This window comes from Roseburia inulinivorans DSM 16841, from assembly GCF_000174195.1.
GTDB classification, from domain to species: Bacteria; Bacillota; Clostridia; order Lachnospirales; family Lachnospiraceae; genus Roseburia; species Roseburia inulinivorans.
In genome coordinates this window covers 1-25,907 of the sequence record NZ_ACFY01000095.1, presented here as the reverse complement: position 1 = coordinate 25,907, position 25,907 = coordinate 1, and the positions used below count along the sequence as shown (strand labels likewise).

25 protein-coding genes and 1 pseudogene are annotated in these 25,907 nt (G+C 43.6%); 19 read left to right on the top strand and 7 right to left on the bottom strand.

The features are described from left to right. Positions 1–65: 65 nt before the first annotated feature. Positions 66–920, bottom strand: a complete 855-nt coding sequence (locus tag ROSEINA2194_RS10800) for a patatin-like phospholipase family protein (RefSeq protein ID WP_007886725.1) — start codon at positions 918–920, stop codon at positions 66–68. 251 nt (positions 921–1,171) lie between these two features. On the opposite strand from ROSEINA2194_RS10800, the gene trpS reads away from it, so the two are divergent. The 10 genes from trpS to ROSEINA2194_RS10755 all read left to right on the top strand — a co-directional run bounded on the left by trpS (position 1,172) and on the right by ROSEINA2194_RS10755 (position 13,311). Beyond that, on the top strand, positions 1,172–2,269 hold the full coding sequence (trpS, locus tag ROSEINA2194_RS10795) for a tryptophan--tRNA ligase (protein ID WP_007886724.1): 1,098 nt from the start codon (positions 1,172–1,174) through the stop codon (positions 2,267–2,269). 11 nt (positions 2,270–2,280) lie between these two features. After that, complete coding sequence (locus ROSEINA2194_RS10790) at positions 2,281–5,793, top strand: DNA polymerase III subunit alpha (RefSeq protein ID WP_007886723.1); 3,513 nt, start codon at positions 2,281–2,283, stop codon at positions 5,791–5,793. A gap of 96 nt (positions 5,794–5,889) precedes the next feature. After that, entirely contained in the window at positions 5,890–6,864 is a 975-nt protein-coding gene (pfkA, locus tag ROSEINA2194_RS10785; RefSeq protein ID WP_007886721.1) for a 6-phosphofructokinase, read from the top strand. 102 nt (positions 6,865–6,966) lie between these two features. After that, the gene (locus ROSEINA2194_RS10780) at positions 6,967–7,785 is read left to right on the top strand and encodes a TrmH family RNA methyltransferase (RefSeq protein ID WP_044927692.1); all 819 of its coding nucleotides are present in this window, start codon (positions 6,967–6,969) and stop codon (positions 7,783–7,785) included. Then, entirely contained in the window at positions 7,782–8,045 is a 264-nt protein-coding gene (locus ROSEINA2194_RS10775) for a hypothetical protein (RefSeq protein WP_007886717.1), read from the top strand. The genes ROSEINA2194_RS10780 and ROSEINA2194_RS10775 overlap by 4 nt, the downstream gene beginning before the upstream one ends. Before the next feature lie 88 nt (positions 8,046–8,133). Further along, positions 8,134–8,655 carry a transcription repressor NadR gene (locus ROSEINA2194_RS10770; RefSeq protein WP_007886715.1) on the top strand — a complete coding sequence of 174 codons (522 nt, stop codon included), beginning with the start codon at positions 8,134–8,136 and terminating at the stop codon, positions 8,653–8,655. 138 nt (positions 8,656–8,793) lie between these two features. Then, on the top strand, positions 8,794–9,453 hold the full coding sequence (locus ROSEINA2194_RS10765; protein WP_021924061.1) for a GTP pyrophosphokinase: 660 nt from the start codon (positions 8,794–8,796) through the stop codon (positions 9,451–9,453). After that, positions 9,443–10,801, top strand: coding sequence for a diguanylate cyclase (locus ROSEINA2194_RS10760; protein WP_007886711.1), 1,359 nt, complete (start codon positions 9,443–9,445; stop codon positions 10,799–10,801). Before ROSEINA2194_RS10765 ends, ROSEINA2194_RS10760 begins: the two co-directional genes overlap by 11 nt. Further along, entirely contained in the window at positions 10,696–11,382 is a 687-nt protein-coding gene (locus tag ROSEINA2194_RS22045; protein WP_252832596.1) for an EAL domain-containing protein, read from the top strand. Before ROSEINA2194_RS10760 ends, ROSEINA2194_RS22045 begins: the two co-directional genes overlap by 106 nt. Before the next feature lie 12 nt (positions 11,383–11,394). Next, on the top strand, positions 11,395–13,311 hold the full coding sequence (locus ROSEINA2194_RS10755; protein WP_007886706.1) for an ABC-F family ATP-binding cassette domain-containing protein: 1,917 nt from the start codon (positions 11,395–11,397) through the stop codon (positions 13,309–13,311). Positions 13,312–13,324: 13 nt separating this feature from the next. Here ROSEINA2194_RS10755 and ROSEINA2194_RS10750 read toward each other — a convergent pair whose 3' ends face one another. Beyond that, a complete protein-coding gene (locus tag ROSEINA2194_RS10750; protein ID WP_007886704.1) occupies positions 13,325–13,768 on the bottom strand; it encodes a threonine/serine exporter family protein in 444 nt (147 codons plus the stop codon). Further along, complete coding sequence (locus tag ROSEINA2194_RS10745; RefSeq protein WP_007886702.1) at positions 13,765–14,544, bottom strand: threonine/serine exporter family protein; 780 nt, start codon at positions 14,542–14,544, stop codon at positions 13,765–13,767. The genes ROSEINA2194_RS10750 and ROSEINA2194_RS10745 overlap by 4 nt, the downstream gene beginning before the upstream one ends. A 329-nt stretch (positions 14,545–14,873) precedes the next feature. On the opposite strand from ROSEINA2194_RS10745, the gene ROSEINA2194_RS21135 reads away from it, so the two are divergent. The 4 genes from ROSEINA2194_RS21135 (at position 14,874) to ROSEINA2194_RS10730 (ending at position 16,619) form a co-directional block, all read left to right on the top strand. Then, entirely contained in the window at positions 14,874–15,035 is a 162-nt protein-coding gene (locus tag ROSEINA2194_RS21135; RefSeq protein WP_118093337.1) for a membrane-spanning protein, read from the top strand. Then, entirely contained in the window at positions 15,032–15,679 is a 648-nt protein-coding gene (locus tag ROSEINA2194_RS10740; RefSeq protein ID WP_007886688.1) for a stage V sporulation protein AA, read from the top strand. Before ROSEINA2194_RS21135 ends, ROSEINA2194_RS10740 begins: the two co-directional genes overlap by 4 nt. Next, positions 15,669–16,097, top strand: a complete 429-nt coding sequence (locus ROSEINA2194_RS10735; protein ID WP_007886680.1) for a stage V sporulation protein AB — start codon at positions 15,669–15,671, stop codon at positions 16,095–16,097. Before ROSEINA2194_RS10740 ends, ROSEINA2194_RS10735 begins: the two co-directional genes overlap by 11 nt. 192 nt (positions 16,098–16,289) lie before the next feature. Beyond that, entirely contained in the window at positions 16,290–16,619 is a 330-nt protein-coding gene (locus ROSEINA2194_RS10730) for a DUF3837 domain-containing protein (RefSeq protein ID WP_007886678.1), read from the top strand. 15 nt (positions 16,620–16,634) lie between these two features. Here ROSEINA2194_RS10730 and ROSEINA2194_RS10725 read toward each other — a convergent pair whose 3' ends face one another. Next, positions 16,635–18,737 (bottom strand): diguanylate cyclase domain-containing protein, encoded by a 2,103-nt coding sequence (locus ROSEINA2194_RS10725; protein WP_172727097.1) that lies wholly within the window; start codon positions 18,735–18,737, stop codon positions 16,635–16,637. A gap of 327 nt (positions 18,738–19,064) precedes the next feature. Here ROSEINA2194_RS10725 and ROSEINA2194_RS10720 point away from each other — a divergent pair, with 327 nt between their 5' ends. Beyond that, positions 19,065–19,562, top strand: coding sequence for a SpoVA/SpoVAEb family sporulation membrane protein (locus tag ROSEINA2194_RS10720; protein ID WP_044927679.1), 498 nt, complete (start codon positions 19,065–19,067; stop codon positions 19,560–19,562). A 125-nt stretch (positions 19,563–19,687) separates the two neighbouring features. On the opposite strand, the gene ROSEINA2194_RS21130 is transcribed toward ROSEINA2194_RS10720, so the two are convergent. The 3 genes from ROSEINA2194_RS21130 to ROSEINA2194_RS10715 all read right to left on the bottom strand — a co-directional run bounded on the left by ROSEINA2194_RS21130 (position 19,688) and on the right by ROSEINA2194_RS10715 (position 20,488). Then, a complete protein-coding gene (locus tag ROSEINA2194_RS21130; protein ID WP_007886672.1) occupies positions 19,688–19,831 on the bottom strand; it encodes a hypothetical protein in 144 nt (47 codons plus the stop codon). Between the two features lie 6 nt (positions 19,832–19,837). Beyond that, positions 19,838–19,960 (bottom strand): hypothetical protein, encoded by a 123-nt coding sequence (locus ROSEINA2194_RS22515; protein WP_261292263.1) that lies wholly within the window; start codon positions 19,958–19,960, stop codon positions 19,838–19,840. A 111-nt stretch (positions 19,961–20,071) separates the two neighbouring features. After that, positions 20,072–20,488: a hypothetical protein gene (locus tag ROSEINA2194_RS10715; protein WP_044927677.1), complete on the bottom strand. Its 417-nt coding sequence runs from the start codon at positions 20,486–20,488 to the stop codon at positions 20,072–20,074. A gap of 232 nt (positions 20,489–20,720) precedes the next feature. Here ROSEINA2194_RS10715 and ROSEINA2194_RS10710 point away from each other — a divergent pair. From ROSEINA2194_RS10710 to ROSEINA2194_RS10690, 4 genes and pseudogenes are all read left to right on the top strand, one after another. Continuing rightward, positions 20,721–21,763: pseudogene (locus ROSEINA2194_RS10710) on the top strand (GGDEF domain-containing protein). Between the two features lie 180 nt (positions 21,764–21,943). Next, positions 21,944–22,246 (top strand): DUF6110 family protein, encoded by a 303-nt coding sequence (locus tag ROSEINA2194_RS10700; protein ID WP_044927688.1) that lies wholly within the window; start codon positions 21,944–21,946, stop codon positions 22,244–22,246. Between the two features lie 127 nt (positions 22,247–22,373). After that, positions 22,374–24,449 carry a heavy metal translocating P-type ATPase gene (locus ROSEINA2194_RS10695; RefSeq protein ID WP_044927686.1) on the top strand — a complete coding sequence of 692 codons (2,076 nt, stop codon included), beginning with the start codon at positions 22,374–22,376 and terminating at the stop codon, positions 24,447–24,449. Positions 24,450–24,702: 253 nt separating this feature from the next. After that, entirely contained in the window at positions 24,703–25,830 is a 1,128-nt protein-coding gene (locus ROSEINA2194_RS10690) for a DUF362 domain-containing protein (RefSeq protein WP_007886660.1), read from the top strand. Positions 25,831–25,907: the final 77 nt, after the last annotated feature.

Genomic DNA, 25,907 nt, shown 5'->3' with positions numbered 1-25,907 from the left:
GCAGCCGTATTTTGCATGTTTTCAACTGTGAAGTAAAGCTGAAAAAAGAGAGTTTCGAAGCTATGTTACTTCTGCAAAAACGCGAGAAGCTTTCCAGACTGTGTTTTGTAATCGAAAACACCCAGATCATAAAGTTTTTGTTCAAGCGCCGCATCTTTGGAAAAAGTGCCGAGGTTTAAATGTTTACTTGGTGCGAAAACAAAAGCTTTTCCTTCTTTTTCCAGTTTGGCGGTAAGGTCAATGGACGCCTGATAATTGATGTGGCGATGGTCGATCCCTTCTATGGTCTTTGGGTATTTGTGAAGCATCCGTTTATAAATCGGGCGATGGGCTTCTGGCTGTTTTACAAAGTCCCTTGGATTGGATAAAATCACAACAAGTTTGTCGCAGCCATCATCTAAAGCGTGCTGCACCGGAATAGAATCCGCAACGCCGCCATCATAGTAGTAATGGTGATTAACCTGAACCGGACGACAGAATCCCGGCAGGGCGCAGGTTGCCATGAGTGTGCGATAATCGTCGCGCACAATATCGTATTTGGAAAAGTAAGTGGCTGTTCCGGTGACGGCATCCGTGGCAGGCATATAAAATTCTGCTGGATTTTTCATGATTGCATCGTAATCAATCGGGTCTTTGCCGTCAGAATTGGTCAGTGTTCCGTAAATGTATTGCAGACCGAACAGACTCCCGGTTCGAATCAGACTGTGTACACTTAAATACCGGGGATCACTTAAATGTTCCGTATAAAAACGGAGATTTCTTCCACGTTGTCCTGCAAGATAGGACAGCGTGTTTGCTGCACCCGCAGATACGCCGATACAGTAGTCAAACTGAATATGGTCATCTAAAAATTTATCTAAAATTCCGGCGCTGTAGGCACATTTCATGCCACCGCCTTCTACAACAAGTCCTATTTTCATAATTCACACGTATCATCCAATTTTTTAGATGATAATTGGATATTTCCTTTCTTCCAGTCATAACTTCGTTAAAATTTTATCACATTTGAAACAATTTATAAATACCAAAAAACTCGGCAAAAAACAATCATGATGCGCTCTTGCGTGATGAGACAGAAAATTATATAATAACAGACAGGTATGTTTTTATTTCTGGCAGGAGGCCCGGAATAAGAACGATGGCAGTATAGAAATAAGGAGATATTTTTAATATGGAAAATAAGAAACCAAAAATCATTTTAACAGGCGACAGACCAACAGGAAAGCTTCATGTCGGACATTATGTCGGCTCTTTAAAAAGAAGAGTGGAATTACAGAATTCCGGGGAATTTGATAAGATTTTCATTATGATCGCAGACGCGCAGGCACTCACTGATAATGCGGACAACCCGGCAAAAATCCGTGATAATATCATGGAAGTTGCATTGGATTATTTATCCGTAGGGCTTGATCCTGCAAAATCCAATATTTTTATCCAGTCTCATGTGGCAGAACTGACAGAACTGACTTTCTACTATATGAATCTGGTGACAGTATCCCGTCTGCAGCGCAATCCAACGGTAAAAGCAGAGATTCAGATGCGTAATTTTGAGACAAGTATCCCGATGGGATTTTTCAACTATCCGATCAGCCAGGCGGCCGATATCACTGCATTTAAGGCAACGACTGTTCCGGTTGGGGAAGATCAGCTTCCAATGTTAGAGCAGACGAAGGAGATCGTGCACAAATTCAATGCAGTGTATGGAGAGACTTTAGTGGATCCTGAAATCCTGCTTCCATCGAATAAAGCATGCTTGAGACTTCCGGGTATTGACGGAAAAGCAAAGATGAGCAAATCCTTAGGCAACTGTATTTATCTGTCAGAATCCGAGGCAGATGTGAAGAAAAAAGTCATGTCCATGTTTACAGATCCGGATCATATCCGTATCGAAGATCCGGGAAAACTCGAAGGAAATACCGTATTTACTTATCTGGATGCGTTCAGCAACGAAGGACATTTTGCAGAGTACTTACCTGAATATGCAAATCTGGATGAGTTAAAAGATCACTATAAACGCGGTGGATTAGGCGATGTCAAAGTGAAGAAGTTTTTAAATAACGTTCTTCAGGAAGAATTAAGCCCAATCCGCGCAAGAAGAGCCGAGTATGAGAAGAACATCGAAGGTGTTTATGAGATTTTGAAAAAAGGCAGCGAAGTGGCAGCAGAGACAGCAGCTCAGACATTAAGTGAAGTCAAAGCGGCCATGAAGATCAATTACTTTGATGATCCGGCTTTTCTGGAAGAGCAGATTCAAAAATTTAACGAATAGGAAGAAAGAAAATGGCATTTACCCATCTCCATGTGCATACAGAGTTTTCCCTTCTGGATGGCTCGAATAAAATAAAAGAATATGTTGCAAGAGTGAAAGAGCTTGGCATGAACAGTGCAGCGATCACAGACCATGGAGTGATGTTTGGTGTCATTGACTTTTACAAGGCTGCGAAGGCAGCAGGTATCAATCCAATCCTTGGCTGTGAGGTGTACGTGGCACCGAACTCCCGATTTGACAGAGAGGCAGCGCATGGGGAGGATCGTTATTACCATCTGGTGCTGTTAGCTGAGAATAATGAGGGCTATCAGAACCTGATGAAAATTGTATCCAAAGGGTTTGTGGATGGGTATTATTACAAACCCCGTGTGGATATGGAAGTATTACAGCAGTATCACAGTGGAATCATTGCGCTGAGTGCGTGCCTTGCGGGAGAGGTACAGCGCTATCTTGTAAAAGGACTTTATGATGAGGCAAAAAAAGTTGCCGAAAAGTATGAAAACTGCTTTGGAAAAGGAAACTTTTTCCTGGAATTACAGGATCATGGAATCCCGGAGCAGCAGATGGTCAATCCACAGCTTGTGCGGATGAGCCAGGAGACAGGCATTGAACTGGTTGCGACAAACGACGTACATTACACCTACGCGGAAGATGCGGAGGCACACGATATCCTGCTCTGTATCCAGACCGGAAAGAAATTGTCCGATGAGAACCGTATGCGCTACGAGGGCGGCCAGTATTATGTGAAGTCAGAGGAAGAGATGCGGAAGCTTTTTTCCTTTGCAAGTCAGGCAATCGACAACACACAAAAGATCGCAGACCGCTGCCATGTGGAGATTGAGTTCGGTGTGACAAAACTGCCACATTTCGAGGTGCCGGAAGGTTACGACTCATGGACTTATCTGAATAAGCTGTGTCATGAGGGACTGGTAAAGCGTTACCCGGACCGCCATGAGGAACTGCTTCCGAAGCTTGATTATGAGCTTAATGTCATCCGGAAAATGGGATATGTTGATTATTTTTTGATCGTATGGGATTTTATCAATTATGCGAGAACCCATGGGATTCCGGTAGGCCCGGGGCGTGGAAGTGCCGCAGGAAGCCTTGTTTCTTATACCACAGGTATCACGAACATTGATCCGATCAAGTATAATCTGCTGTTTGAGCGTTTCTTAAATCCGGAGCGAGTTACCATGCCCGATATCGATATCGATTTCTGTTATGAGAGACGAAGCGAAGTGATCGATTATGTCGTGAAAAAATATGGCAAGGATTGTGTTTCGCAGATCGTGACATTCGGTACGCTGGCAGCAAAAGGTGTGATCCGTGATGTGGGGCGGGTGATGGATCTGCCATATAGTTTTTGTGATACTATTGCAAAGATGATCCCAAATGAACTGAATATTACGATTGAAAAAGCACTGCAGATGAATCCGGAACTCCGCGGCATGTACGAATCGGACGAGAATGTACGTACACTGATCGATATGTCAAAACGTTTAGAGGGACTGCCACGGCATACTTCTATGCATGCAGCGGGCGTTGTGATCTCACAGAAAGCGATGGATGAGTATGTTCCACTGTCGAGGGCGTCCGACGGAACAATCACGACACAGTTTATCATGACGACCATCGAGGAACTTGGACTTTTGAAAATGGACTTCCTTGGACTTAGAACGTTGACGGTCATCAAGGATGCCGCAGATCTCGTATATAAGAACCATGGAATCAAAATCGATGTCAATCACATCGATTATAATGATCATACCGATCCGGATGCAGTTCTTATCGACTACAATGATAAAAAAGTATTAGACTACATCGGAACCGGAAGAACCGAGGGTGTGTTCCAGCTTGAAAGTGCCGGAATGAAAAACTTCATGAAGGAGTTAAAACCACAGAGCTTAGAGGATGTCATCGCCGGAATTTCCCTGTATCGTCCTGGACCAATGGACTTTATTCCAAAGTATATCAAAGGAAAAAATGAGCGCGACAGTATTACTTACGAATGCAAAGAATTAGAACCGATCTTAGAGCCGACCTATGGCTGTATCGTTTATCAGGAGCAGGTGATGCAGATCGTGCAGGAACTTGCCGGGTACACGATGGGACAGGCGGACAATATCCGCCGTGCCATGAGCAAAAAGAAACAGTATGTCATTGATGCAGAGCGTCAGAACTTTGTTTACGGCAACGAGGAACAGGGAATCAAAGGCTGTATTGCAAACGATATCAGCGAGCAGGCAGCGAATAAGATCTACGATTCCATGGTGGATTTTGCAAAATATGCATTTAATAAATCACATGCAGCGGCTTATGCAGTGGTTTCCTACCAGACAGCGTATTTTAAATATTACTATCCGGTAGAATTTATGGCAGCGCTGATGACATCTGTGATCGATAATACCAGAAAAGTTTCCGAGTATATTTTTACCTGCCGCCAGATGGGAATCAAAGTGCTTCCACCGGACGTAAACGAAGGGGAAGGTGTCTTTACCGCAGTTGGAGATAACATCCGCTATGGTCTGTATGCGATCAAGAGCATCGGAAGACCGGTCGTGGATCTGATCCTGCAGGAGCGTGAGGAGAATGGAACTTATAAGACACTGCAAAGCTTTTTGGAGCGTGTTTCCTGCCGTGAAGTCAACAAACGTGCGGTGGAAAACCTGATCAAAGCAGGGGCGCTAGATGGGCTTGACGGAAACAGACAGCAGATGATCACTGTTTTTTCCACGATCATGGACAACCTTGCCTCGGAGAAGAAAAAGAGTATGTCCGGTCAGATGACACTCTTTGATCTTGTGCCGGAGGAAGAGAAAAAGGACTATGAGATCCGTCTTCCACAACTGGAGGAGTACAGCAAGGAGATCAAGCTTGGTTTTGAAAAAGAGGTGCTCGGCATTTATCTGACGGGACATCCGCTGGAGGAATATGAGGAACGCTGGCGCAAGAATATTTCGGCGGTCACAACGGATTTTGTCCTGGATGAAGAGACAAATGAGGTGAAGGTAAAGGATAACCAGAAAGTCACAGTCGGCGGAATGATCACAGAAAAGACGGTCAAGTACACGAAAAACAATAAAGTCATGGCATTTCTCACATTAGAAGACCTCGTCGGAACTGTGGAAGTGATTGTATTCCCGAACAGCTATGAGAAGTACAGTTCCTTATTAAATGAGGATGAGAAGGTATTTATCACCGGACGGGCTAATGTGGAGGAAGATAAGAACGGAAAGATCATCTGTGAGCAGATCACTTCTTTTGACAGTGTAAAAAGGGAACTCTGGCTTCAGTTTTCCACGAAGGAAGAGTTTGAGGCGAAGGAGCAGGAACTTTATGGAAAGCTTCATGATTCGGATGGAAGAGATTCGGTTGTCATTTACATTTCATCCATAAAAGCAATGAAACGACTGCCAAATAACTACAATATCTGCATAAATCAGGAGATTGTGAACAATTTGACGAACTTTCTGGGTGAAAATAATGTAAAAGTTGTAGAAAAGAGCATTGAAAAGAGAGCGTAAAGATATTAAAATAGTGTAGATTAGATAAATAAATATCTGTAAATGGGTAAACAGATATTCAATGGGTATATTTATTTTTAGGAGGGAACTTATAAAATGGCAAAAGAGATCAAGACAATCGGTGTACTTACCAGTGGCGGAGATGCACCTGGAATGAACGCAGCAATTCGTGCAGTTGTAAGAGAGGCAATTGTAAAAGGATTAAAGGTAAAAGGAATTAAGAGAGGATACGCAGGACTTCTTCAGGAAGAAATCGTAGATATGGAAGCAAAGGACGTATCTGATATTATAGAGCGTGGTGGTACGATTTTACAGACAGCACGCTGTATGGAGTTTACAACACCGGAAGGTCAGCAGAAAGGTGCTGAGATCTGTAAGAAACATGGTATCGATGGAATCATCGTAATCGGTGGTGACGGATCTTTCAAGGGTGCCCAGAAGTTGGCAGCACTTGGAATCAATACGATCGGTCTTCCGGGAACCATAGACTTAGATATCGCATGTACTGAGTACACCATCGGATTTGATACCGCTGTCAATACAGCAATGGAGGCAATTGATAAAGTACGTGATACCTCTACTTCCCATGAGAGATGTTCTATCATCGAGGTTATGGGACGTGGCGCCGGATACATCGCTTTATGGTGTGGTATCGCAAACGGAGCAGAGGATATCCTGTTACCGGAAAAATATGATTACGACGAGCAGAAGTTAGTAAATAACATCATCGAAAAACGTAAACATGGCAAGAAACATCATATCATCGTAAATGCCGAGGGTATCGGACATTCTGCAAGCATGGCAAAACGTATTGAGGCAGCTACCGGTATTGAGACACGTGCTACCATCTTAGGACATATGCAGCGTGGTGGTTCTCCGACAGCAAAAGACCGTGTATATGCTTCAACCATGGGAGCACTTGCAGTAGACCTTCTGTGTGAGGGAAAGACAAACCGTGTCGTTGGATATCGTCATGGCGCTTTTGTTGATTTTGATATTGATGAGGCTCTTGCAATGAAGAAAGAGATCCCAGAGTACGAATATCAGATCGCTAAGAACTTATCCATCTAATTTGGAATCATTACGAAATACAGGAAAGAATTTAAAACTCCACGGATTTTGGTTCGTGGAGTTTTTATGACATATAAGAAAAAGATTTGTTTGGAGAAAAGTATGATCACAAGTACAAGCAATCAGCAGATGAAGAATCTGATGCTTCTGATGAAAAAGGCAAAAGCGAGAAACGAACAGGAACTCTTTGTCGTAGAGGGACGGAAAATGTTTCAGGAAGTTCCGGAAGAGTGGTTAAAACAGGTGTATGTGTCGGAGAGTTTTTTTGCAGAGAATGATAAAATGCTTGCAGGCTATACCTATGAGATCGTATCAGATTCTGTATTCAAAGCGGTATCAGATACGCAGACACCGCAGGGGATTCTCTGTCTGGTCAGAAAGCCACAGTATCGTCTGGAAGAACTGTTAAAAGGGGCAGACACGCATCTTCTGATTTTAGAGAGCATCCAGGACCCGGGAAATCTTGGGACGATGCTGCGCACCGGAGAGGGCGCAGGAATCAGCGGTGTGGTCATGAATCATACAACCGTCGATCTTTTCAATCCGAAAACAATCCGTTCAACGATGGGAAGTATTTACCGCATGCCATTTTTTGTGACCAGAGATCTGGCAGAGACCATCTGTGAACTGAAAAATGCAGGGGTAAAAACGTATGCTGCCCATCTGAAAGGAAAGATGCAGTACGATGAGCCGGACTATACAGGAGCCACTGCCTTTATGATCGGAAATGAGGGAAACGGTCTGTCGGATGAAACCGCTGATCTTGCGGATACTTATATTAAAATTCCAATGTGTGGACAGGTGGAATCTTTAAATGCTGCCATTTCAGCATCGCTTTTGATGTATGAGACAAACCGGCAGCGGCGGATAAGAAGTATGTCGCAGGATAGAATGAGTAATATTAGGAAAGTGGAAGAATGAGAATCTGGTTTAAAATGATGAAAGACAATCATCTGCTTCGGGATACAACCATCACAGACGAATCGGATGATACACGTACCCATAAAATTTTCAGGGCAATCGATGAAGTGTGCTATGCATTTGATCTTGGAAAACCAATCTGGCTTGATGCCAATGTTGCTGAATTCAAACGCCATGCAAAGACAAGATTTACCCGGGACAGTTTCATTGAGTCGATCGATTTTGATTTTCTGGAGATGCATGTGATCGAGGAAGATTAACGGAAGAAGCTGGATGGAAGAAATGCATGCATTCGAAGAAGATTAACGGAATAGATATGTGTATAGGAGATGTAGGAGGAGCGTTGCCGTGATAGAAGGGGATATCAGACGGGAAAAAATCATTGAAATAATGTCAAACCAAAAAGAACCGGTCAGTGGTTCAGACCTTGCAAAAAAATTCAGCGTGAGCCGTCAGGTGATCGTGCAGGATATTGCTCTTTTGCGTGCTACCAATAAGAATATTTTAAGCACAAACAAAGGTTATTTCCTTTACAATCCGGGAAAAGGTCCGCAGAAGCCAAAGAGAAGCTTTTGTGTGCAGCACACGACAGAGCAGATGCAGGATGAATTATACACGATCGTAGATTACGGCGGAAAGGTGTTAGACGCTGTGGTGGAGCATGACATCTATGGTCAGATCACGGTGGATCTGATGCTCTGCAACCGCATGGATGTGGATGAATTCATGGAGCGCATCAGAAAGAGCAAAAGCCAGCCGTTAAATGTGCTGACCGGTGGAAAACACTGGCACACAGTGGAGGCAGACACGGAACCGATGCTGCAGGTCATCGGTGAGAAGCTGCGTGAGAAAGGATACCTTCAGGAATAGAAAAAGGAATAGAAAAAACAGTAAAGTTTTGAAATAACTCCCCATATCATAGAAAAGTATGGTATACTTAAGGGAGCATGAGTGTTGATGGATAAAAGTTTTTTTCATGCACGGGGAATATATTGTTGGAGGAATATTATGGATAGACCATTTACCTTAAGTGAAGGGGTAGATAGTTGGAATACAATTATTTTTTTATACCGGTCAGCGTTGAAGGAGGTCAGTACCAAAGTTGAGATCTTAAATGATGAATTTCAGCAGGTACACCAGTACAACCCGATTGAATATATTAAGTCCAGAATCAAATCACCGGAGAGTATTGTCAAGAAGCTGAAACGATATGGATACGAGAGTTCCATTGACAATATGGTGGACTATATCAACGATATCGCAGGAATCCGCATTGTTTGTTCGTTTACGTCCGATATTTACAAGCTTGCGGAGATGATCGGTAAGCAGAATGATCTGACGGTGGTATCCGTGAAGGATTATATCAAGCATCCGAAGGAGAGCGGTTATAAGAGCTATCATATGTTAGTGACCGTACCGATTTTTTTGTCTGACCGGGTGGTTGATACCAAGGTTGAGATCCAGATACGGACGATGGCAATGGATTTCTGGGCAAGTTTAGAACACAAGATTTATTATAAGTTCGAGGGAAATGCACCACAATATATCAGCAGAGACTTAAGGGAATGTTCGGAGATCGTCTCTATGCTGGATGCCAAGATGCTGCAGCTGAATGAGGCGATCATCGAGGCACGTGCAGCGCAGGAGGAAGATACGGATGCAGTATAATTACAGTTTTGAAGCGGCTTCACTATTATTTATGTTATTAATATTCGTACATTTTATGGTAGTGTGGCAGTTTCCGACTGAAAAGACAAGGGTATTCCGTGCACTTTTGATCGTATGTATCGGAGAGAGTGCGTTTAATATTTTATCATCGATAGGACTGGCAAACGCTGGAGTCGTTCCGCAGATCGTGAACGAGATACTTGCGTTTGTCTTTTTTTCGTTTGAAGGCTTAAGCTCTTTGATGATCTATAAGTATATGGTCGTGATCAGTGAACTGGACCAGAGACAGAAAAAGCGGGCAGTTTCAGCTGCAATGATCCCTGCGGCATTCTTTTTTATTTTTCTGCTCTTAACACCGTTCATCGGGTTTTACTACTATTTTCAGGATGGAGTGTATCATCAGGGCAGAGGAGCAAATTTCGGATATTTTTATATCATGCTGTTTTTTGCATTGAATCTTGTTATGTCGATCGCAAGGCGGAAGATCATTAATGTGCGGGAGAAATACATCATCTATTTTTATACCGCAGCGGCATTGATTGCAATTTGGGTGCAGTATTACCACCGGGAGATCCTGCTGACCAGCCTTGGAAATTCGGTGATCGTCATAATGATCTATCTGTCGATGCAGAATCCAAACGATTATTTAGATACCGTGACAGGAATCGGAAATGAGGCGGCATTGGAGCTGCAGCTGAAGGACGAACTGATGCGGGATCAGGAAGGAACGATCATTATTATCAGAATCCGCCAGTATCAGCAGATGGGAATGCTGTTTGGGGCAGAAAACTGCAATATGCTCATGGCGGAGCTGGGACAGTATTTTTTCCATCTGGGTGGTAAGTTTCACGTATTCCGCAGTGATGCGGATACCTTTGTGGTCATGACAGACAAAGACCGGTATCAGGAGATGGTAAAGTCTGTTGAGGGGCGTTTTTCTGAGGAATGGAAGATAGAAGAAAACCATATTCTGCTGGATCACACCGTTATGATCATGCATTATCCGAAGGACTTTACGACAATCCCGGAATTTTTCGGAATCAAAAGTTACCTGTTGTCCGTTGCTTCCGGCAATGTGGGGAAAGAGCCTGTGATCGAGACGGACGAGCAGATGATCGAGGGATATTACAGACAGAATCAGATTGAAATGATCTTAGAGTGCGCACTCCGTGAGCGTTCGATTCAGGTGTACTACCAGCCGATCTATTCGCTTAAGGAAAAAGAATTGTTTCCCTCGAAGCATTGGCACGTCTGTTTGACGGGGAACTTGGATATATTCCACCGGCTGAATTTATCCCGATCGCAGAAAAAAACGGTGACATCATACGTATCGGCGAGATCGTGTTAGAAGAGTGCTGTAAGTTTTTATCCAAACATGTATTATCGAATATGTCTCTTGGAATCCGCTCGATCCAGATCAATATTTCGGTGGCGCAGTGTATGCAGCAGAATCTGAAAGAGGCAATTCTGCCGATCCTGCAGAAGTACCATATCCCAACCTCCATGATCGTGCTGGAACTGACGGAGAGCACTGCAATCAATGCACCGGCGCTTATGGAACATCATATGAAAGAATTGGGAGATGCGGGGATCTCTTTTGCGATGGATGATTATGGAACCGGAAATGCAAACTGCTCTTATCTTATGCGGTTTCCGTTCCAGGAAGTGAAGATGGACAGAGACATGACATTGGCATATTTTAATAATGAGACAGCCAGAATTGTCATTGAAAATGAGATCAGGACGATGCAGAAGCTTGGCATCCCAATGGTTGTCGAGGGAGTGGAAAAGTTAGAGCAGAGTGAGGAGATGGAGCGCCTTGGCGTGGAATATATCCAGGGGTATTATTATGGAAAACCATTGCCGGAAATGGAATGTCTGCGGTATATCCGCAACTTCAATTCGGCGCCGGAAGATTATGGAAGGTAAAAGATAAGTTTTATGAATATTATCAGTGTAACAGATATCACGAAGACATATACAGAGAGGAAGCTTTTTGAGAAAGCGTCTTTCTATTTGCAGGAAAGAGAAAAAGTGGGTGTGATCGGTATCAACGGAACCGGAAAATCAACTCTGTTAAAAATTGCAGCGGGCATTGAAGAACCGGATGAAGGACAGGTGATCCGTGCAAACCATATCGTGGTGCGTTATCTGCCGCAAAATCCGGTATTTGATCCGGAATTGTCAGTGATTGATACGGTGTTGGCGCAAAGTAGTCAGAATTTTGTCGGAGGAACATCAGAGCAAAATCAAAATGCAGGAAATCATGCAGAACATGTGGAACATTGGAATTTAGAGAGTGATGCAAAGGCAATGATGACAAAGCTTGGCATTACGAATTTTGAACAGAAGGCAGGGGAACTCTCTGGGGGACAGCGCAAACGTCTTGCGCTTGTGGCAGCACTTTTAGTGCCGTGCGATGTGCTGATCTTAGATGAGCCGACCAACCATCTGGATTCCGCTATGGCAGACTGGCTGGAAGATTTCCTGAAAAAGTGGCGCGGGGCACTTATTATGGTAACCCATGACCGCTACTTTTTAGACAGTGTCTGCAACCGGATCGTGGAGGTGGATAAAGGTTCCATCTACAGCTATGATGCGAATTACTCCGGGTATCTGGAACTTAAGGCAGAGCGCGAGGAGATGCAGCAGGCGAGTGAGCGGAAACGCCAGAATATCCTGCGGAAAGAATTAGAGTGGATCCGCCGCGGCGCAAAGGCACGTACTACCAAGCAAAAGGGCAGAATCCAGCGCTATGAGAAACTTAAGGATCAGGATGCACCGCAGACAGATGGAAGTGTGGAGATCAGCTCGATCAGTTCCCGCATGGGAAAGACAACGGTAGAACTTTCGCATATTTCCAAAAGCTATGATTCGAGAGTACTGATCCGTGATTTTACTTATATTTTTCTGAAAAATGACCGGATCGGGTTTGTCGGGGCAAATGGAAGCGGTAAGACAACCCTAATGAAGATCATTGATCAGAGAATCCAGCCGGATGAAGGAACTGTAACCATCGGGCAGACAATCAAAATCGGATATTATACGCAGGAGATCGAGAATACAAAAGACGCCGGGATCGCCTATATGGATCCGGATGAGAAAGTGATCGATTATATTAAAAATACAGCGGAGTTTGTCAGGACGAAAGATGGTCTGGTGTCAGCGTCCAATATGTTAGAGCGCTTTTTATTCCCATCCTCGCAACAGTACAGTCCAATCGGAAAACTTTCCGGTGGAGAGAAGCGCAGATTGAACCTGTTGCGCGTGCTTATGGAGGCACCGAATGTCCTGATTTTAGATGAGCCGACAAACGATCTCGATATCCGGACACTCACGATACTGGAAGATTACCTTGACAATTATGATGGAATCGTGATCACCGTCTCCCATGACCGCTACTTTTTAGACCGTGTCGTAAACCGTATTTTTGCCTTCGAGGAAGATGGAAAGATCTGTCAGTATGAAGGTGGGTACACAGATTATGTAAACCGATTGGCAGAGGAAGGAAAAGTGCCTGCGGGACATATTCTGGATGCGAAAAACGATACGACAACTTCTGTGGATTCTGTGGAGAAAGAAAACCAGACTTCTTCCATGGATACCTGGAAGAGGGAGCGTAAACTGAAATTCAGTTATAAAGAACAGAAAGAATATGAGACGATCGAAGATGATATCGCTGCACTGGAACAGAAAATAGAAGAGCTGGATGCGCAGACTTTAAAATTCAGCAGTGATTTTGTGAAATTGAATGAGATCACAAAAGAAAAAGAACAGACAGAACAACTGCTCGAAGAGAAAATGGAGCGCTGGGAATATCTGGAGGATCTGGCGGCAAAGATCGCCGGACAGCAATAAAAAATACAAAACGTTAATCTTTATGCACAAGCTTTGAAAGCCCGTTAAAGAGGCTCTGTGGAAGCGCAAAACCAAAGATAATGCCAAGCACGATCGAACCGGCAACTTTCACAGTACTGATTCCGTACTGTGAGAACCGGCTCATATCTCCCATGATAAAGTAATAGGAGGTATAGTAGATTCCGGCACCCGGAACAAGTGGGAAGATCCCGGTGAGCAGGAACACCGTGACCGGAGTTCGGCGCACTGCCGAAAGAATCCGTGCAACCAGTGTCAGTGCAAAGGTGGCGATCAGGTTTGCGATGGCATTGTCTGTGTGATACTGTAAGCAGATCAGGTAGACAATCCAGCCGAGGGCACCTGTCAGACCGCAGAAAAACAACTGTTTTTTTTCAGCAGAAAATAATACAGCAAAAGAGAGTGTCGCAGCTAAGCTGACAAGAAACTGAATGATCATCGAAGTAATGCACCTCCTGTGACAAGCTGGTAAAGCGTGATAACAGCGCCCACGCCAACGGCAATACTAAAAGCAGTTAAGATCGCATCGATCATATGGATCGCACCGGATAAATAGTCTCCGTTGAAAAAGTCGCGGATGGACGTTGTCAGTGCGATTCCCGGTACGAGCGGCATAATATCTCCAATGACAACCTTATCCTGCAGGATCGGTATCCCTGCGGAGAGCACGATCAGGCTTAAAAAAGTGACAATGCCGCTTCCTAAAATATTAGTGATAAATTTGGATTCCAGATGCCTGTCGGAAGCGATCAGGAAAATCTGTAACACGAGTCCGATAAAAAATGCAACAAAAGAATCTAAGGCAGTTCCTCCGAACAGATAGCAGAAACCGGCACTGCCAACTCCACAGAAAAATATCTCCACCCAGTTTTTATTTTTTGGAATGGATTTACATTCTTCTAAACGAACCCAGGCATCCCGCAGGGAACATTCATGGGAACAGATCTCTCTGGAAAGCTGATTTAACGCAGCAATCCTTCCGAGATGGGTAGAGCCGAGCGGTACATGACGGATCATGCTGCAGGCATCTTCTTTATTTTCATTTGCACTTGCAAAAATTCCATTGGAAAGTACATAGACATCACAGTCTGTAATCTCATATGCTTTTAAAATATGAAGCACCGTATCTTCCACGCGGTAAACTTCCGCACCATTGCGGAGCAATGCATCTCCGGTTTCGACAGCCAGAGTCAGAATTTCTTTCGTTACTGCCATAATTATCCTCTTTTATCAGTGTATCAGATAATTGCAAAACTCCCTGTTAATGTTATGAGGAATGTGGAAATTTGACAAAATTTTCACATTCTAATTTACGTTATCTAAGAGTTTTGCAATTATCCTGAATAAACGTTGTAGTCCTATGAAAAGGTATCATGTTTTAGGGGAAAATGCAATGAAATAAATCAAAGATAGTATGTATATTTTAAAGCAATCACATACATAATAAGAAGCATAGTAATGCAATATAGTATGCAGGAATGATCGGTGTGCATACTGAAAAAAAATAGCTGACGCATTTATCAAACAGAAAGGACGAAATTATTATGAATTGTAAAAAGTATCGGATCTGTCTTATGCTTCTTGTGCTTGCACTGCTGGCAGGAACAGCGTTTTATTATATGACAAACGAGAAAGAGGCAGGAGAGCCAAAGGATGGGATGCTCGTACAGGAAGTTATTTCAGAGGAAAGCAGGAACTACGCATGAGTGCAGGCGATACGCTTTATTTAAAGATTGGAAAGAATATTGTCGTGACAGACCGCCGTGTGACACTCGGTGATGTGGCAAAGATGGAGTGCACGGATCAGGCGGCGCTGCGTCAGATCAGGCAGAAGAAGTTATATTCCTTCCGGGCGGAGGATGAGCAGAAGAAAAAGAATACGCTTGTCGTGTTTTCCGTATTAAAAGTGATCGAATTGATCCATGAGGACTACCCGAATCTGGACATCAGCAATGAGGGAGAATCAGACTTTATCGTAGAGTATGTGAAGTCCCCGGAAAAACCGGTGTGGATGAATTGTCTGAAGACAGTGATTTTGTGTATCCTGATTTTCTTTGGAGCGGCTTTTACGATCATGGCTTTTAACAATGACGTAGGTGTGACAGATGTTTTTGCAAAGTTTTATCAGCAGATCACGGGAACGGAATCAAATGGCATCACAGAACTGGAAATCTGCTACAGTATTGGACTAGCCGTTGGGATTATTGTGTTTTTCAACCATGTAGGACACAAGAAAATCACGCATGATCCAACACCGATCCAGATCGAGATGCGGAAATATGAGACAGATCTGGATACCGCTTTCATCAATAACGCAGAGAGAAGAGGACACAGTGTTGATGTGGATTAAACATTTATTTCTCGGATTTATCGGACTTGCCTCCGGTGTCGGAGTGGCAGCGGGAACCTTTGCATTTATCATAGTCATCGGTGTCGTGCCAAGAATGATTGCAAAATGCAACCGGGCGGAAAGTACCATTCTTTTTGAAAATATGATCGTGCTTGGTGGGATTTTTGGCACAATTATGTCGGTATTTACAGATATCAGCCTTCCGGTCGGGCACTGGCTCTTGTATGTATATGGTTTCTGTGCAGGTATTTTTGTGGGATGTATTGCAGTGGCACTGGCGGAAATCTTAAATACATTCCCGATTATTTTCCGCAGATTTCAGGTGAAAGAGGGGCTATCCTGGATCATGCTGTTTATGGCACTGGGGAAATGTGCAGGGGCTTTCTGGTATTTTGGTCATCACATGACACCGCCCTGATGCAGAAAGGACAGTCTGGAGAAAACATTTTCACAGGCATTTGTCAGAAGGACAGCACAGAGACATTGTTATATGGTCAGCATGGTATTTGACGAAAACGTGATTATGGCATAAGATAAAAAATAAGAACAGTCAGACACAGCCCAAAGCAGTCGGGTATGTCTGTACAAGACGAAAGAGAGAATAACGGATATGGTCACATCCATCGCACGCCAGAGCGTGATTTTAAAATGTAATATGCAGAAAGCAGTGATGCTTGGAAATTATGAATTTTATTATGGAGCAGGGGTTGCCGGAAAAATCGGGGGATTTGAGATCCCCGATGATATAAAACCGCTGGAACTCCGGGAACTTTTAGAAAAAAATTTAGACCAGATCAGTCCCAGAGATGAAAAAGAGACTTATCTGATTCATATTTTAAAAGAATTCCGTCCGGATGAATTATATGATGGGCAGATGAAGGAACTGCTTTTGTGGGGGAAGGGAGAGCAGTATCTGTGGAGTGTCAATATTCCACAGTGACATCCTGCTGGGACATCAGAGGGTCTGATACTGGTTTCTTCCGTTTTCTTTGGCGGAGTACATAGCTTTATCAGCCGAAATATAGAGTTCTTCCATCTTAATATTTGGATGATCGGCAAACGAGATTCCAATGCTCGCAGAAATATTGCTCCATTCTTTTTTCATGGTGGAGAGTTCGCGGATGACCTGACACAGTTTTTCTGCAACGGCCATGGCATTTTGTCTGTCTGTGACATTTGAGAGGTACACAACAAATTCATCGCCACCGATGCGTCCTACAATATCAGAACTGCGGACAGATGTGCGGAGCGTGTCTGCAACCGCAATTAAGAGAGCATCCCCTTCTAAATGTCCATAAGTATCATTCACCTGTTTGAATTTGTCCAGATCGATACTGATCAGTGGACGTACACAGCCAGGATTTCTGCCATCTTCCTGCATCTGTCTTGTAATATGATCTTCGGCAGCCCTCCGGTTATAAAGACCGGTGAGAGCATCTGTCTCCGACATGATCCGGATCTCTTTTGTTTTCCGGCTATGGATCAGCAGAATACCAAGCAGCAGTGAGAGCAGGGTCATACTGACTGCCAGAATGATTGCAATGGAAATGCGCGGATAAGCATAAACAAGTGTTAAAAGGGATGGATCCTCCTTATAACTGCAGTTCTGAAGGATAATGGAATCCAGCTGTTCAGAGGAAATACACGCCAGTCCCTTATTGATAATGCTGAGCAGTCTTGGATCGCACTGGTCAGACAGACCAAAGGAAACATCCTCTGTCATGGCAGTGAGCGTTGTGGAGGACAAATTACGGTATTTTACCTGCGAGAGCAGATAGCTGGAATTATAGCTGTTGGCATAAGTACAGTCTGCACTGCCGGACAGCACAGCCTGAAAACATTCCTCAATTGTATCATAGTAAACCACATCCTCGGTATCATATTCCGGATTGTCCAGAATGGAATTTGTGAGATTGAAGCTGTTCGGCAGTGCAACGATATCCCGTTCATGGCTCTTGGTTTTGTTATTCCGTACAACCACAATGGACGAGTTCAGATAAGGGGTTGACAGGAACGCTTGATTCTGCTCAGACCATGCATAATCGTGTGCCAGTGCCGTAAGGATATCGATCTCATGAGACTGCAGCTTCGACAGTGCATCGGAGAAACTGTCAGACTTTATATACCGGAATTGCAGACCGGTATACTGGCTGAAAAGATCGAGAACATCCGCAGCGATGCCGGAAACGGTTTGTGTATTCTCATTGTAAAATTCAATCGGTGCTTTGGAGGGGTCACAGGTCACAGTGATCTCCGGCGCTGTGGCAAGATAGTCTAACTCATCCCGGGTAAATTCGCAGCGGTAATTCCGGATATCCTGCTGGTAAGTGGTGTAGAGGTCGTGATCAAAGTTGGGATTGACGTCTAAGATCACAGCCTGGGCATAGTTTAAGTATTCCATGATCGGATTTCCCTTAAAAGTCACAAAATAAAGTGGGAAAGAAGGAAGGCTTGCAAGGATCTTTTTTTCAGAAGGGTGGGAAACACTTGTAGCATAAATGGCATCCACAGTGTTGTCTTCAAGCGCTTTTTCCAGCTGTGCTGTGTTTTCGAAGTATTGTTTCTCAAAGGAAAAATGGTGTGCATCCGCATAGTCATCCAGAGCATCTAATTGTTTACAGCTTGCAAGAACGCCAATGCTCATTCCATCGAAATCCGCATAGTCGTTATAGTAATAGGTATCGTTATCCTTCAGCGCATACAATTCGTAATGGGTTGTGACCGCCGGCTGTGCAGAAAAGTCAAGAGTGCTTGTACGGAAGGAAGAATAGTCCACACCGCAGACAAGGTCGATATTCCTGTCATTTAAGGATTTCAGGCATGCCGAATAATTCATCTGGATAAATTCATATTCCCATCCGGTATACTGGCTGATCTCCCGGAGATAGTCCACAAAATAACCGCTGTAGTTTCCGTTCTCATCACACTCCTGATAATTATCCATTGTGTAAAAACCTACCCGGATGACTTTTTTTCCATCGCGGGCATAGCAGTTGACAGGGGAAAAAACAGTAAGAAACATCAAGGTTGAAAGAAAGAGACAAATATATTTTTTCATGGCATACTCCATTTACTTCATTCGTGATCGATCCGCAGCGTTTTCCTGGAACAGTGTATGCCGACAGATTCTATCAACATTATACTACAAATAGTAAGTGATTCAATGCATAATGTAATCTAATTCCATTAGGATTACTTATATAAAATAAAGAAAAAATAAGAGATACTTATTCTTTGATAGTAAGAAAAAATATTGTCCGGTTCATGAAATTACAGAACCTGTGTTATGCATATTTTACAGTAAAAAAGGCAAGATAAGAGAGAGAGGATTTATGCCGGACAAAAAACAGGAACATAAAATATGTGGATACAGGAGGCACAGAAAATGGCAGACAAAGAGACAGAGCAGATAAAGAAACTGAATCAGACCGTGCACAGCAAGGATACGAGGGAGCGCGATCAGGCATATAACGAGTATGTGAAGCAGGTGACACCGACACACAATCTGATCTTTCACATGGTAAAGGCATTTTTTACCGGTGGGATCATCTGCTGTATTGGGCAGTTCATTTTAAATACGTGCGAAAATTATGGACTGGACAAAGACACCTCCGGCGGCTGGTGCAGCATGCTTCTGATCCTGCTCAGCGTGATCCTGACGGGATTTAACATTTATCCGTCGATCGCAAACTGGGGAGGCGCGGGGGCGCTTGTGCCGATCACAGGTTTTGCCAACGGTGTGGCTGCCCCGGCGATCGAGTTTCAGAAAGAAGGGCAGGTTTTTGGAATCGGATGTAAGATTTTTACGATCGCCGGTCCTGTGATCTTATATGGGATAGTTTCAAGCTGGGTACTGGGGCTGATTTACTGGATATTCTGGTAAGAAGCGTATTCCGGTCCTTTCAGGGAAAAAATGATCGCTGGACCGGATGCCGTTTGCCGCATGAATGACGAAGAATAAAACGCTCCGCAGGAGTACAGCAGCCTGCGGAGCGTTTTTATATGATATTAATCATACAGTGGAGTGCCATGTTTGATCCTGCGCACAATCTTAACACCAAGAATCCAAAACATGGAGATCACAATGTAAAATGTAGAGGCAAGACCAATAATTGATCCAATAATTGCAAAAATAATTAATCCGATATTCATAATAACTTAGTTCCCTTCTTTTTCATTTCCAGAATCTGTTTTTTCATCGTGATTTTCAAACCACCACATAAAAATAGCAGCACCGATGACAGCAGCCGTTAAAACTGCAAATAAAATATGTTCAACCATAAGAACCATACCTTTCTGATACCTGCGCATTTGGGCGCAGATATCCTGTAAATGGGATTTTTGCGTACCAAAATAAGACCGCGGATAAAATGTGCGGTAAATCAGTAGGAATTATATGGTTTCATTATTTTTCTTGCCATCCTTCTTGTGGATATAACGAACGATGACATGATTGCCCGGTGCGCGATAAGTCTGACTTAAAACGCTGCATGCAAAAATGATGGGAAACAATTGTGAAAGAAGTTCCACAATCAGAAACAGACAGTTGACCGCACGGTTTGTGCGTGTGTTTATGCGTCTGCCTTCCTGACGGAGATATGCATTGGCTGAGATCATACGCTCCGTGGTATCGGTGGAAAGCTGCTCCGGTAAATCATCAACGCCGGAATTTACGAAAACACTGTCTGTGTGATGGAGAATTCCATACATCAGAGAAGAATCTGCCTGTGTGCTGCCGCAGCACATTCCGAGGAAAAACATAGAGAGAATGAGTATGAGACTGATATATTTTTGTCTGACAGACCGCATGCTATCTTTTTCCTCCTTCCTTCTTCTGACGAAAGTACCTGTGAGATTTTCCTGTTTGTACTTTACCATATGAAAAATCCGAGACTATTTTACCGCAAAAAGGTGAGCCAGACAATAGAAAATATATTTTTCCATGAAAAACAACTTTTCTTGTTTTTTAAGAATATTATGGTAAAATGAAGAAAAACAGCTTTGATCCGAAAATCCGGCTGGAAGTGAGAGAGGAACGGTTATGAACCGCTTATTTGATACATCTGTCAATGTTGGACTGAGACAGTTTTATGTGCTGGGAGCAGCAGGAAGTATTGGAAATCTGTTTGGATTTGTTGGAAATGTGTATATTTATGGACTCAGTGCGCCGACGATTTTTTGTGCCCTGTGTACATTGGTCATATTTGGAATGACATTTTGGGGTATCCGGTCAAGACATGTGAAGCGTGCAGCCTATGTCATCATTACACTGATCACTTTTTTCGAGTTTCCGATACTTTATTACATTTACCAGACGGGAACAATCGTGTATATGGTGCTCGCCATGGTGGCAATTGCAACCTTTCTTCCAACGACTGCGGCAGTGATCTTCGGATGTCTCGCTTTTCTGGTGGATATGTCAGCGGTCATCCTTGCATATTATCATCCGGTGGATGTGGAATTGGTAACGGCTGAGAGTGAGTTAAACTCTATGATCTGTTCATTGATGATCGTACTTTTCAGTGTGTTTACGATCACGATCATTTTAAATGTGCAGCAGAAAAAGCAGGCGGAAGAACTCACAAGTCTTAGCAGACAGCTGGAACAGGCGGCAGATCATGATGCGCTGACCGGGTTATATAACCGGAGATATCTGAACCGCTATCTTGAGCGGCTGGCACAGAAAGGGAAGAAAGACGTTTATGCGGCACTGATCGATCTGGATTTTTTAAGAAGGTCAATGATGAATACGGACATGCTTTTGGAGATGAAGTGCTCATTGAATTTGCGAGGATACTGGAACGTAATCTGATAGCAGATGGAATCGCAGTGAGATTTGGTGGAGAAGAGTTTATGCTGATCCTGCCGGATGTGACGGAGGAGGAGATTCGCCATATGCTGGCGAAAATGAGCGCAGACTACAGACTGTTTGGAAAACAGAAAAAGAACCGGGCATTTACATTCAGCTGTGGTGTGGAACAGTTTGCAGACGGTATGGATGTTTCGGACGTTTACCGGCAGGCGGATGAAAAACTTTATCTCGCAAAGGAGAGAGGCAGAGACCGTGTGATCATCAACAGATAAAAACAGAACATGATAAAATTTATCAATAAAATACGTTAGGCTTGTGTAACTGATATAAAGCGAATTATAATCGGTACGAAACACAGGAAAACATTGTGTTTTATGAAAAAATCATAATAAAAATGAAGACAGCGGAAGAAGAAAACTGCTTTCATGAAATACAAAAAGGAGGATTTTATCATGGTAGATTGGAAGAAAATTGCATTATTTGCAGGAGGTACATTATTTGGAACAGCTGGTGTTAAGATTTTAGCCAGTGATGATGCGAAGAAAGTATATACACAGTGTACAGCAGCGGTTTTAAGAGCTAAGGACTGTGTAATGAAAACAGTGACAACTGTTCAGGAGAATGCTGGTGACATCTATGAAGATGCAAAGACGATCAATGAAGAACGTGCAGCAGCAAAAGAGGCAGCAGTTGTTGAGGACGCAGAGAAAGCAGAGGAAGTTGTAGAAGAAGCTTCCGAGCCAGCAGAAGCATAAGAGGTGGATTCGTAAAGAGGCTGTCGCACAGGAAACGTGTGGCAGCCTCTTCCTTAAGTAAGAGGAAACAGATTGACATATGTGGTCTGGTAAGTACAGACCGCATAACTGGAAGGATGTAAGAATAATGAAATTTATGATAAAGCACGAGGCAAAAGGAAGAATGCGTATCCACGCAGTACAGAACCGCATGAGTTATGCACAGGCAGATACACTTCTTTATTTTTTACACAGCCAGAAAGAAGTAACATTTGCAAAAGTTTACGACAGAACCTGCGACGCAGTGATCTCTTATGTAGGTGACAGACAGACGATCATCGAATTACTCCGTGGTTTCCACTACGAGGATGTGGAAGTACCGGAAGGTCTGATCGAGAATTCGGGAAGGGAGTTAAACAATACCTACCAGGAAAAATTAATTGGTAAGATTGTGTTCCATTACGCAAGACGCTGGATCCTTCCTTATCCGATCCGTATCTGTCTCACTTCACTCCGCTCCGTAAAATATATCTGGAAAGGACTAACAACACTTGCAGCAGGAAAGATCGAAGTTCCGGTTTTAGATGCAACTGCCATCGGTGTTTCAGTTCTTAGAGGTGATTTTAATACCGCAGGTTCCATTATGTTTATGCTTGGAATTGGTGAATTATTGGAAGAGTGGACACATAAAAAATCTGTGGATGATCTGGCGAGAACCATGTCCTTAAATGTGGGAAAAGTATGGTTAGTAAGCGGTGGACAGGAAGTGTTAGTTTCGACTTCCCAGATCAAAGCCGGAGACAAAGTGGTTGTTCATATGGGAAATATCATTCCATTTGACGGTGTTGTTGCTGAGGGAGAGGCGATGGTAAATCAGGCTTCCTTAACAGGCGAGTCAGTCCCGGTGAGAAAGACCGTAGAGAGCACGGCTTACGCAGGAACCGTTGTGGAAGAGGGCGAACTTACCATTCTTGTAAAAGAGGTTGGAGGTTCCAGCCGTTTTGAAAAGATCGTAAAAATGATCGAGGATTCTGAAAAGTTAAAATCCGGTGCAGAGAGCAAAGCAGAGCATCTGGCAGATAAACTGGTGCCTTACAGTCTTGGCGGTACGATTTTAACTTATCTGCTCACAAGAAATGTGACAAAGGCACTGTCCATTCTTATGGTGGATTACAGCTGTGCCTTAAAACTTGCAATGCCGATCTCTGTTTTATCTGCGATCCGTGAGGCAAGTCTTTACAATGTCACAGTAAAAGGTGGTAAATATTTAGAGGCGGTTGCGGAGGCAGATACCATTGTATTCGATAAGACGGGAACGCTCACCAAGGCAAAACCAACGGTTGTAGATGTCGTATCATTTAACGGAGAAAGCACGGACGAACTGCTCCGTATTGCAGCATGCTTAGAGGAGCATTTTCCTCATTCCATGGCAAAAGCTGTTGTGGATGCAGCAACACAGAAAAATCTTGAACATGACGAGATGCACAGCAAAGTCGGGTACATTGTTGCACACGGAATCGCTTCGACGATCAATGAGAAACGTGCCGTGATCGGAAGTGCACATTTTGTATTTGAAGATGAAAATTGTGTGATTCCGGAAGGAGAACAGGCAAAATTTGACGCACTGCCGAAGGAATACTCTCATCTGTATCTTGCAATTGAAGGAAAACTTGCAGCAGTCATCTGTATCGAAGATCCTCTGCGTGAGGAAGCCTCTGCAGTTGTCCAGTCCTTAAAACGGGCTGGTTTGTCCAAGGTTGTCATGATGACAGGAGACAGTGAGCGTACTGCAGCGGCGATCGCAAAGCGTGTCGGCGTGGATGAATATTATTCGGAAGTACTGCCGGAAGATAAGGCAAGCTTTGTGGAGAGAGAAAAGGCAGCCGGAAGAAAAGTCATCATGATCGGTGACGGTATCAACGATTCCCCTGCATTGTCTGCAGCCAATGTCGGAATTGCCATCAGCGACGGAGCTGAGATTGCAAGAGAGATCGCAGATATCACGGTAAGCTCAGATGATCTGTACCAGATCGTCACCTTAAAATTATTGAGTGACAGTCTGATGGAGCGAATCAAAAAGAATTACCGCAGAATCGTAGGATTTAACTCCCTGCTCATTGTACTTGGTGTGACAGGGGTGATCCAGCCGACCACATCGGCACTGTTACATAACAGTTCTACGCTGCTGATCGGTCTTGAGAGTATGCAGAATCTGCTGGACTAAGATGACAGATGATTTTTAGAAGAGAGCAATATTTCGGAAATACAGCAATCAGGGCGATAAATACAGACTCCCGGTGTGGGTTTTTAGCAGGAATCCACACCGGGAGTCTGTGTTTATGCGGGCAACGAGCCAAAGTCTTTGCTTGCATGAGATTTTGGCGACTGCCGCGATAACTTGAGAAAAATCTTGACTTTAACAGGGGGTCAGGGGTTATCATATAGAAAAGCAGTAAAAGCAAAACCAAGGAGGAATTATGGAGAAATCGAAAGTATATTTTACATCTTTTAAGGCAACAGGCAATGAAAATCTGCTTCAGAAACTTCATCGTCTTATGAAAACTGCCGGATTTGAAAACATTGATTTTAAGGATAAGTATGCAGCGGTTAAAATTCATTTTGGAGAATATGGAAATCTTGCGTTCTTACGTCCGAACTATGCAAGAGTGGTAGCAGACTATGTAAAGGAACTTGGTGGAAAACCATTTTTAACAGATTGTAATACACTTTATGTTGGAAGCAGAAAGAATGCATTGGATCATCTGGAAACCGCTTATGTGAATGGGTTTTCCCCATATCAGACCGGATGTCATGTGCTGATCGCAGATGGTTTAAAGGGAACAGATGAAACACTTGTGCCAGTCAACGGTGAGTATGTGAAAGAGGCAAAGATCGGTTCTGCGATCATGGATGCAGATGTATTTATTTCCCTGACACATTTCAAGGGACATGAGACGGCAGGTTTTGGCGGAACAATTAAAAATATCGGTATGGGATGTGGCTCGAGAGCAGGAAAAATGGAGCAGCATTGCGAAGGAAAACCAAGTGTCGCAACCGAAGCATGTATAGGTTGTGGAGCCTGCGGCAGAATCTGTGCACACGGAGCGCCGGTCATCACAGATCACAAAGCAAAAATTGATCATGATAAATGTGTTGGCTGCGGAAGATGTCTTGCAGTCTGTCCAAAGGATGCAATTTCAGCAGATTATGCGGACTCTGTTGCAATGCTGAATTACAAAATGGCAGAGTACAGTCTCGCAGTCTGTCAGAACAGACCATGTTTCCATGTTTCGCTGATCTGTGACGTATCACCAAACTGTGACTGTCATCCAGAGAATGATATTCCGATTCTTCCGAACATTGGGATGTTAGCTTCTTTTGATCCGGTAGCTTTGGATCAGGCATGTGCGGATCTCTGCAATCAGGCAACACCGGTAGAGAGCAGTGTTCTTGGAAAGAATATTGCGCATGCACATGAGCATCATGAGGAATGTGATCATGATCACTTCCATATGACACATCCGGATACCGAGTGGAAGAGTTGTATTGAGCACGCAGTCAAAATCGGACTCGGCACCAACGAATATGATCTGGAAACAATTTAACCGGAGTTTAACGGACGTAGTGTCGCAGATTCTGTGGTGCTTTCTTAGGGCTTGAAGGGCAGATATAAGCGTCCTTT

What these genes read in the sequence shown, in the direction of transcription:
- ROSEINA2194_RS10800 (WP_007886725.1), bottom strand. Translation starts at nt 920, where the DNA reads ATGAAAATAGGACTTGTTGTAGAAGGCGGTGGCATGAAATGTGCCTAC.
- trpS (WP_007886724.1), top strand. Translation starts at nt 1,172, where the DNA reads ATGGAAAATAAGAAACCAAAAATCATTTTAACAGGCGACAGACCAACA.
- ROSEINA2194_RS10790 (WP_007886723.1), top strand. Translation starts at nt 2,281, where the DNA reads ATGGCATTTACCCATCTCCATGTGCATACAGAGTTTTCCCTTCTGGAT.
- pfkA (WP_007886721.1), top strand. Translation starts at nt 5,890, where the DNA reads ATGGCAAAAGAGATCAAGACAATCGGTGTACTTACCAGTGGCGGAGAT.
- ROSEINA2194_RS10780 (WP_044927692.1), top strand. Translation starts at nt 6,967, where the DNA reads ATGATCACAAGTACAAGCAATCAGCAGATGAAGAATCTGATGCTTCTG.
- ROSEINA2194_RS10775 (WP_007886717.1), top strand. Translation starts at nt 7,782, where the DNA reads ATGAGAATCTGGTTTAAAATGATGAAAGACAATCATCTGCTTCGGGAT.
- ROSEINA2194_RS10765 (WP_021924061.1), top strand. Translation starts at nt 8,794, where the DNA reads ATGGATAGACCATTTACCTTAAGTGAAGGGGTAGATAGTTGGAATACA.
- ROSEINA2194_RS10760 (WP_007886711.1), top strand. Translation starts at nt 9,443, where the DNA reads ATGCAGTATAATTACAGTTTTGAAGCGGCTTCACTATTATTTATGTTA.
- ROSEINA2194_RS10755 (WP_007886706.1), top strand. Translation starts at nt 11,395, where the DNA reads ATGAATATTATCAGTGTAACAGATATCACGAAGACATATACAGAGAGG.
- ROSEINA2194_RS10750 (WP_007886704.1), bottom strand. Translation starts at nt 13,768, where the DNA reads ATGATCATTCAGTTTCTTGTCAGCTTAGCTGCGACACTCTCTTTTGCT.
- ROSEINA2194_RS10745 (WP_007886702.1), bottom strand. Translation starts at nt 14,544, where the DNA reads ATGGCAGTAACGAAAGAAATTCTGACTCTGGCTGTCGAAACCGGAGAT.
- ROSEINA2194_RS21135 (WP_118093337.1), top strand. Translation starts at nt 14,874, where the DNA reads ATGAATTGTAAAAAGTATCGGATCTGTCTTATGCTTCTTGTGCTTGCA.
- ROSEINA2194_RS10740 (WP_007886688.1), top strand. Translation starts at nt 15,032, where the DNA reads ATGAGTGCAGGCGATACGCTTTATTTAAAGATTGGAAAGAATATTGTC.
- ROSEINA2194_RS10735 (WP_007886680.1), top strand. Translation starts at nt 15,669, where the DNA reads ATGTGGATTAAACATTTATTTCTCGGATTTATCGGACTTGCCTCCGGT.
- ROSEINA2194_RS10730 (WP_007886678.1), top strand. Translation starts at nt 16,290, where the DNA reads ATGGTCACATCCATCGCACGCCAGAGCGTGATTTTAAAATGTAATATG.
- ROSEINA2194_RS10725 (WP_172727097.1), bottom strand. Translation starts at nt 18,737, where the DNA reads ATGAAAAAATATATTTGTCTCTTTCTTTCAACCTTGATGTTTCTTACT.
- ROSEINA2194_RS10720 (WP_044927679.1), top strand. Translation starts at nt 19,065, where the DNA reads ATGGCAGACAAAGAGACAGAGCAGATAAAGAAACTGAATCAGACCGTG.
- ROSEINA2194_RS21130 (WP_007886672.1), bottom strand. Translation starts at nt 19,831, where the DNA reads ATGAATATCGGATTAATTATTTTTGCAATTATTGGATCAATTATTGGT.
- ROSEINA2194_RS22515 (WP_261292263.1), bottom strand. Translation starts at nt 19,960, where the DNA reads ATGGTTGAACATATTTTATTTGCAGTTTTAACGGCTGCTGTCATCGGT.
- ROSEINA2194_RS10715 (WP_044927677.1), bottom strand. Translation starts at nt 20,488, where the DNA reads ATGCGGTCTGTCAGACAAAAATATATCAGTCTCATACTCATTCTCTCT.
- ROSEINA2194_RS10700 (WP_044927688.1), top strand. Translation starts at nt 21,944, where the DNA reads ATGGTAGATTGGAAGAAAATTGCATTATTTGCAGGAGGTACATTATTT.
- ROSEINA2194_RS10695 (WP_044927686.1), top strand. Translation starts at nt 22,374, where the DNA reads ATGAAATTTATGATAAAGCACGAGGCAAAAGGAAGAATGCGTATCCAC.
- ROSEINA2194_RS10690 (WP_007886660.1), top strand. Translation starts at nt 24,703, where the DNA reads ATGGAGAAATCGAAAGTATATTTTACATCTTTTAAGGCAACAGGCAAT.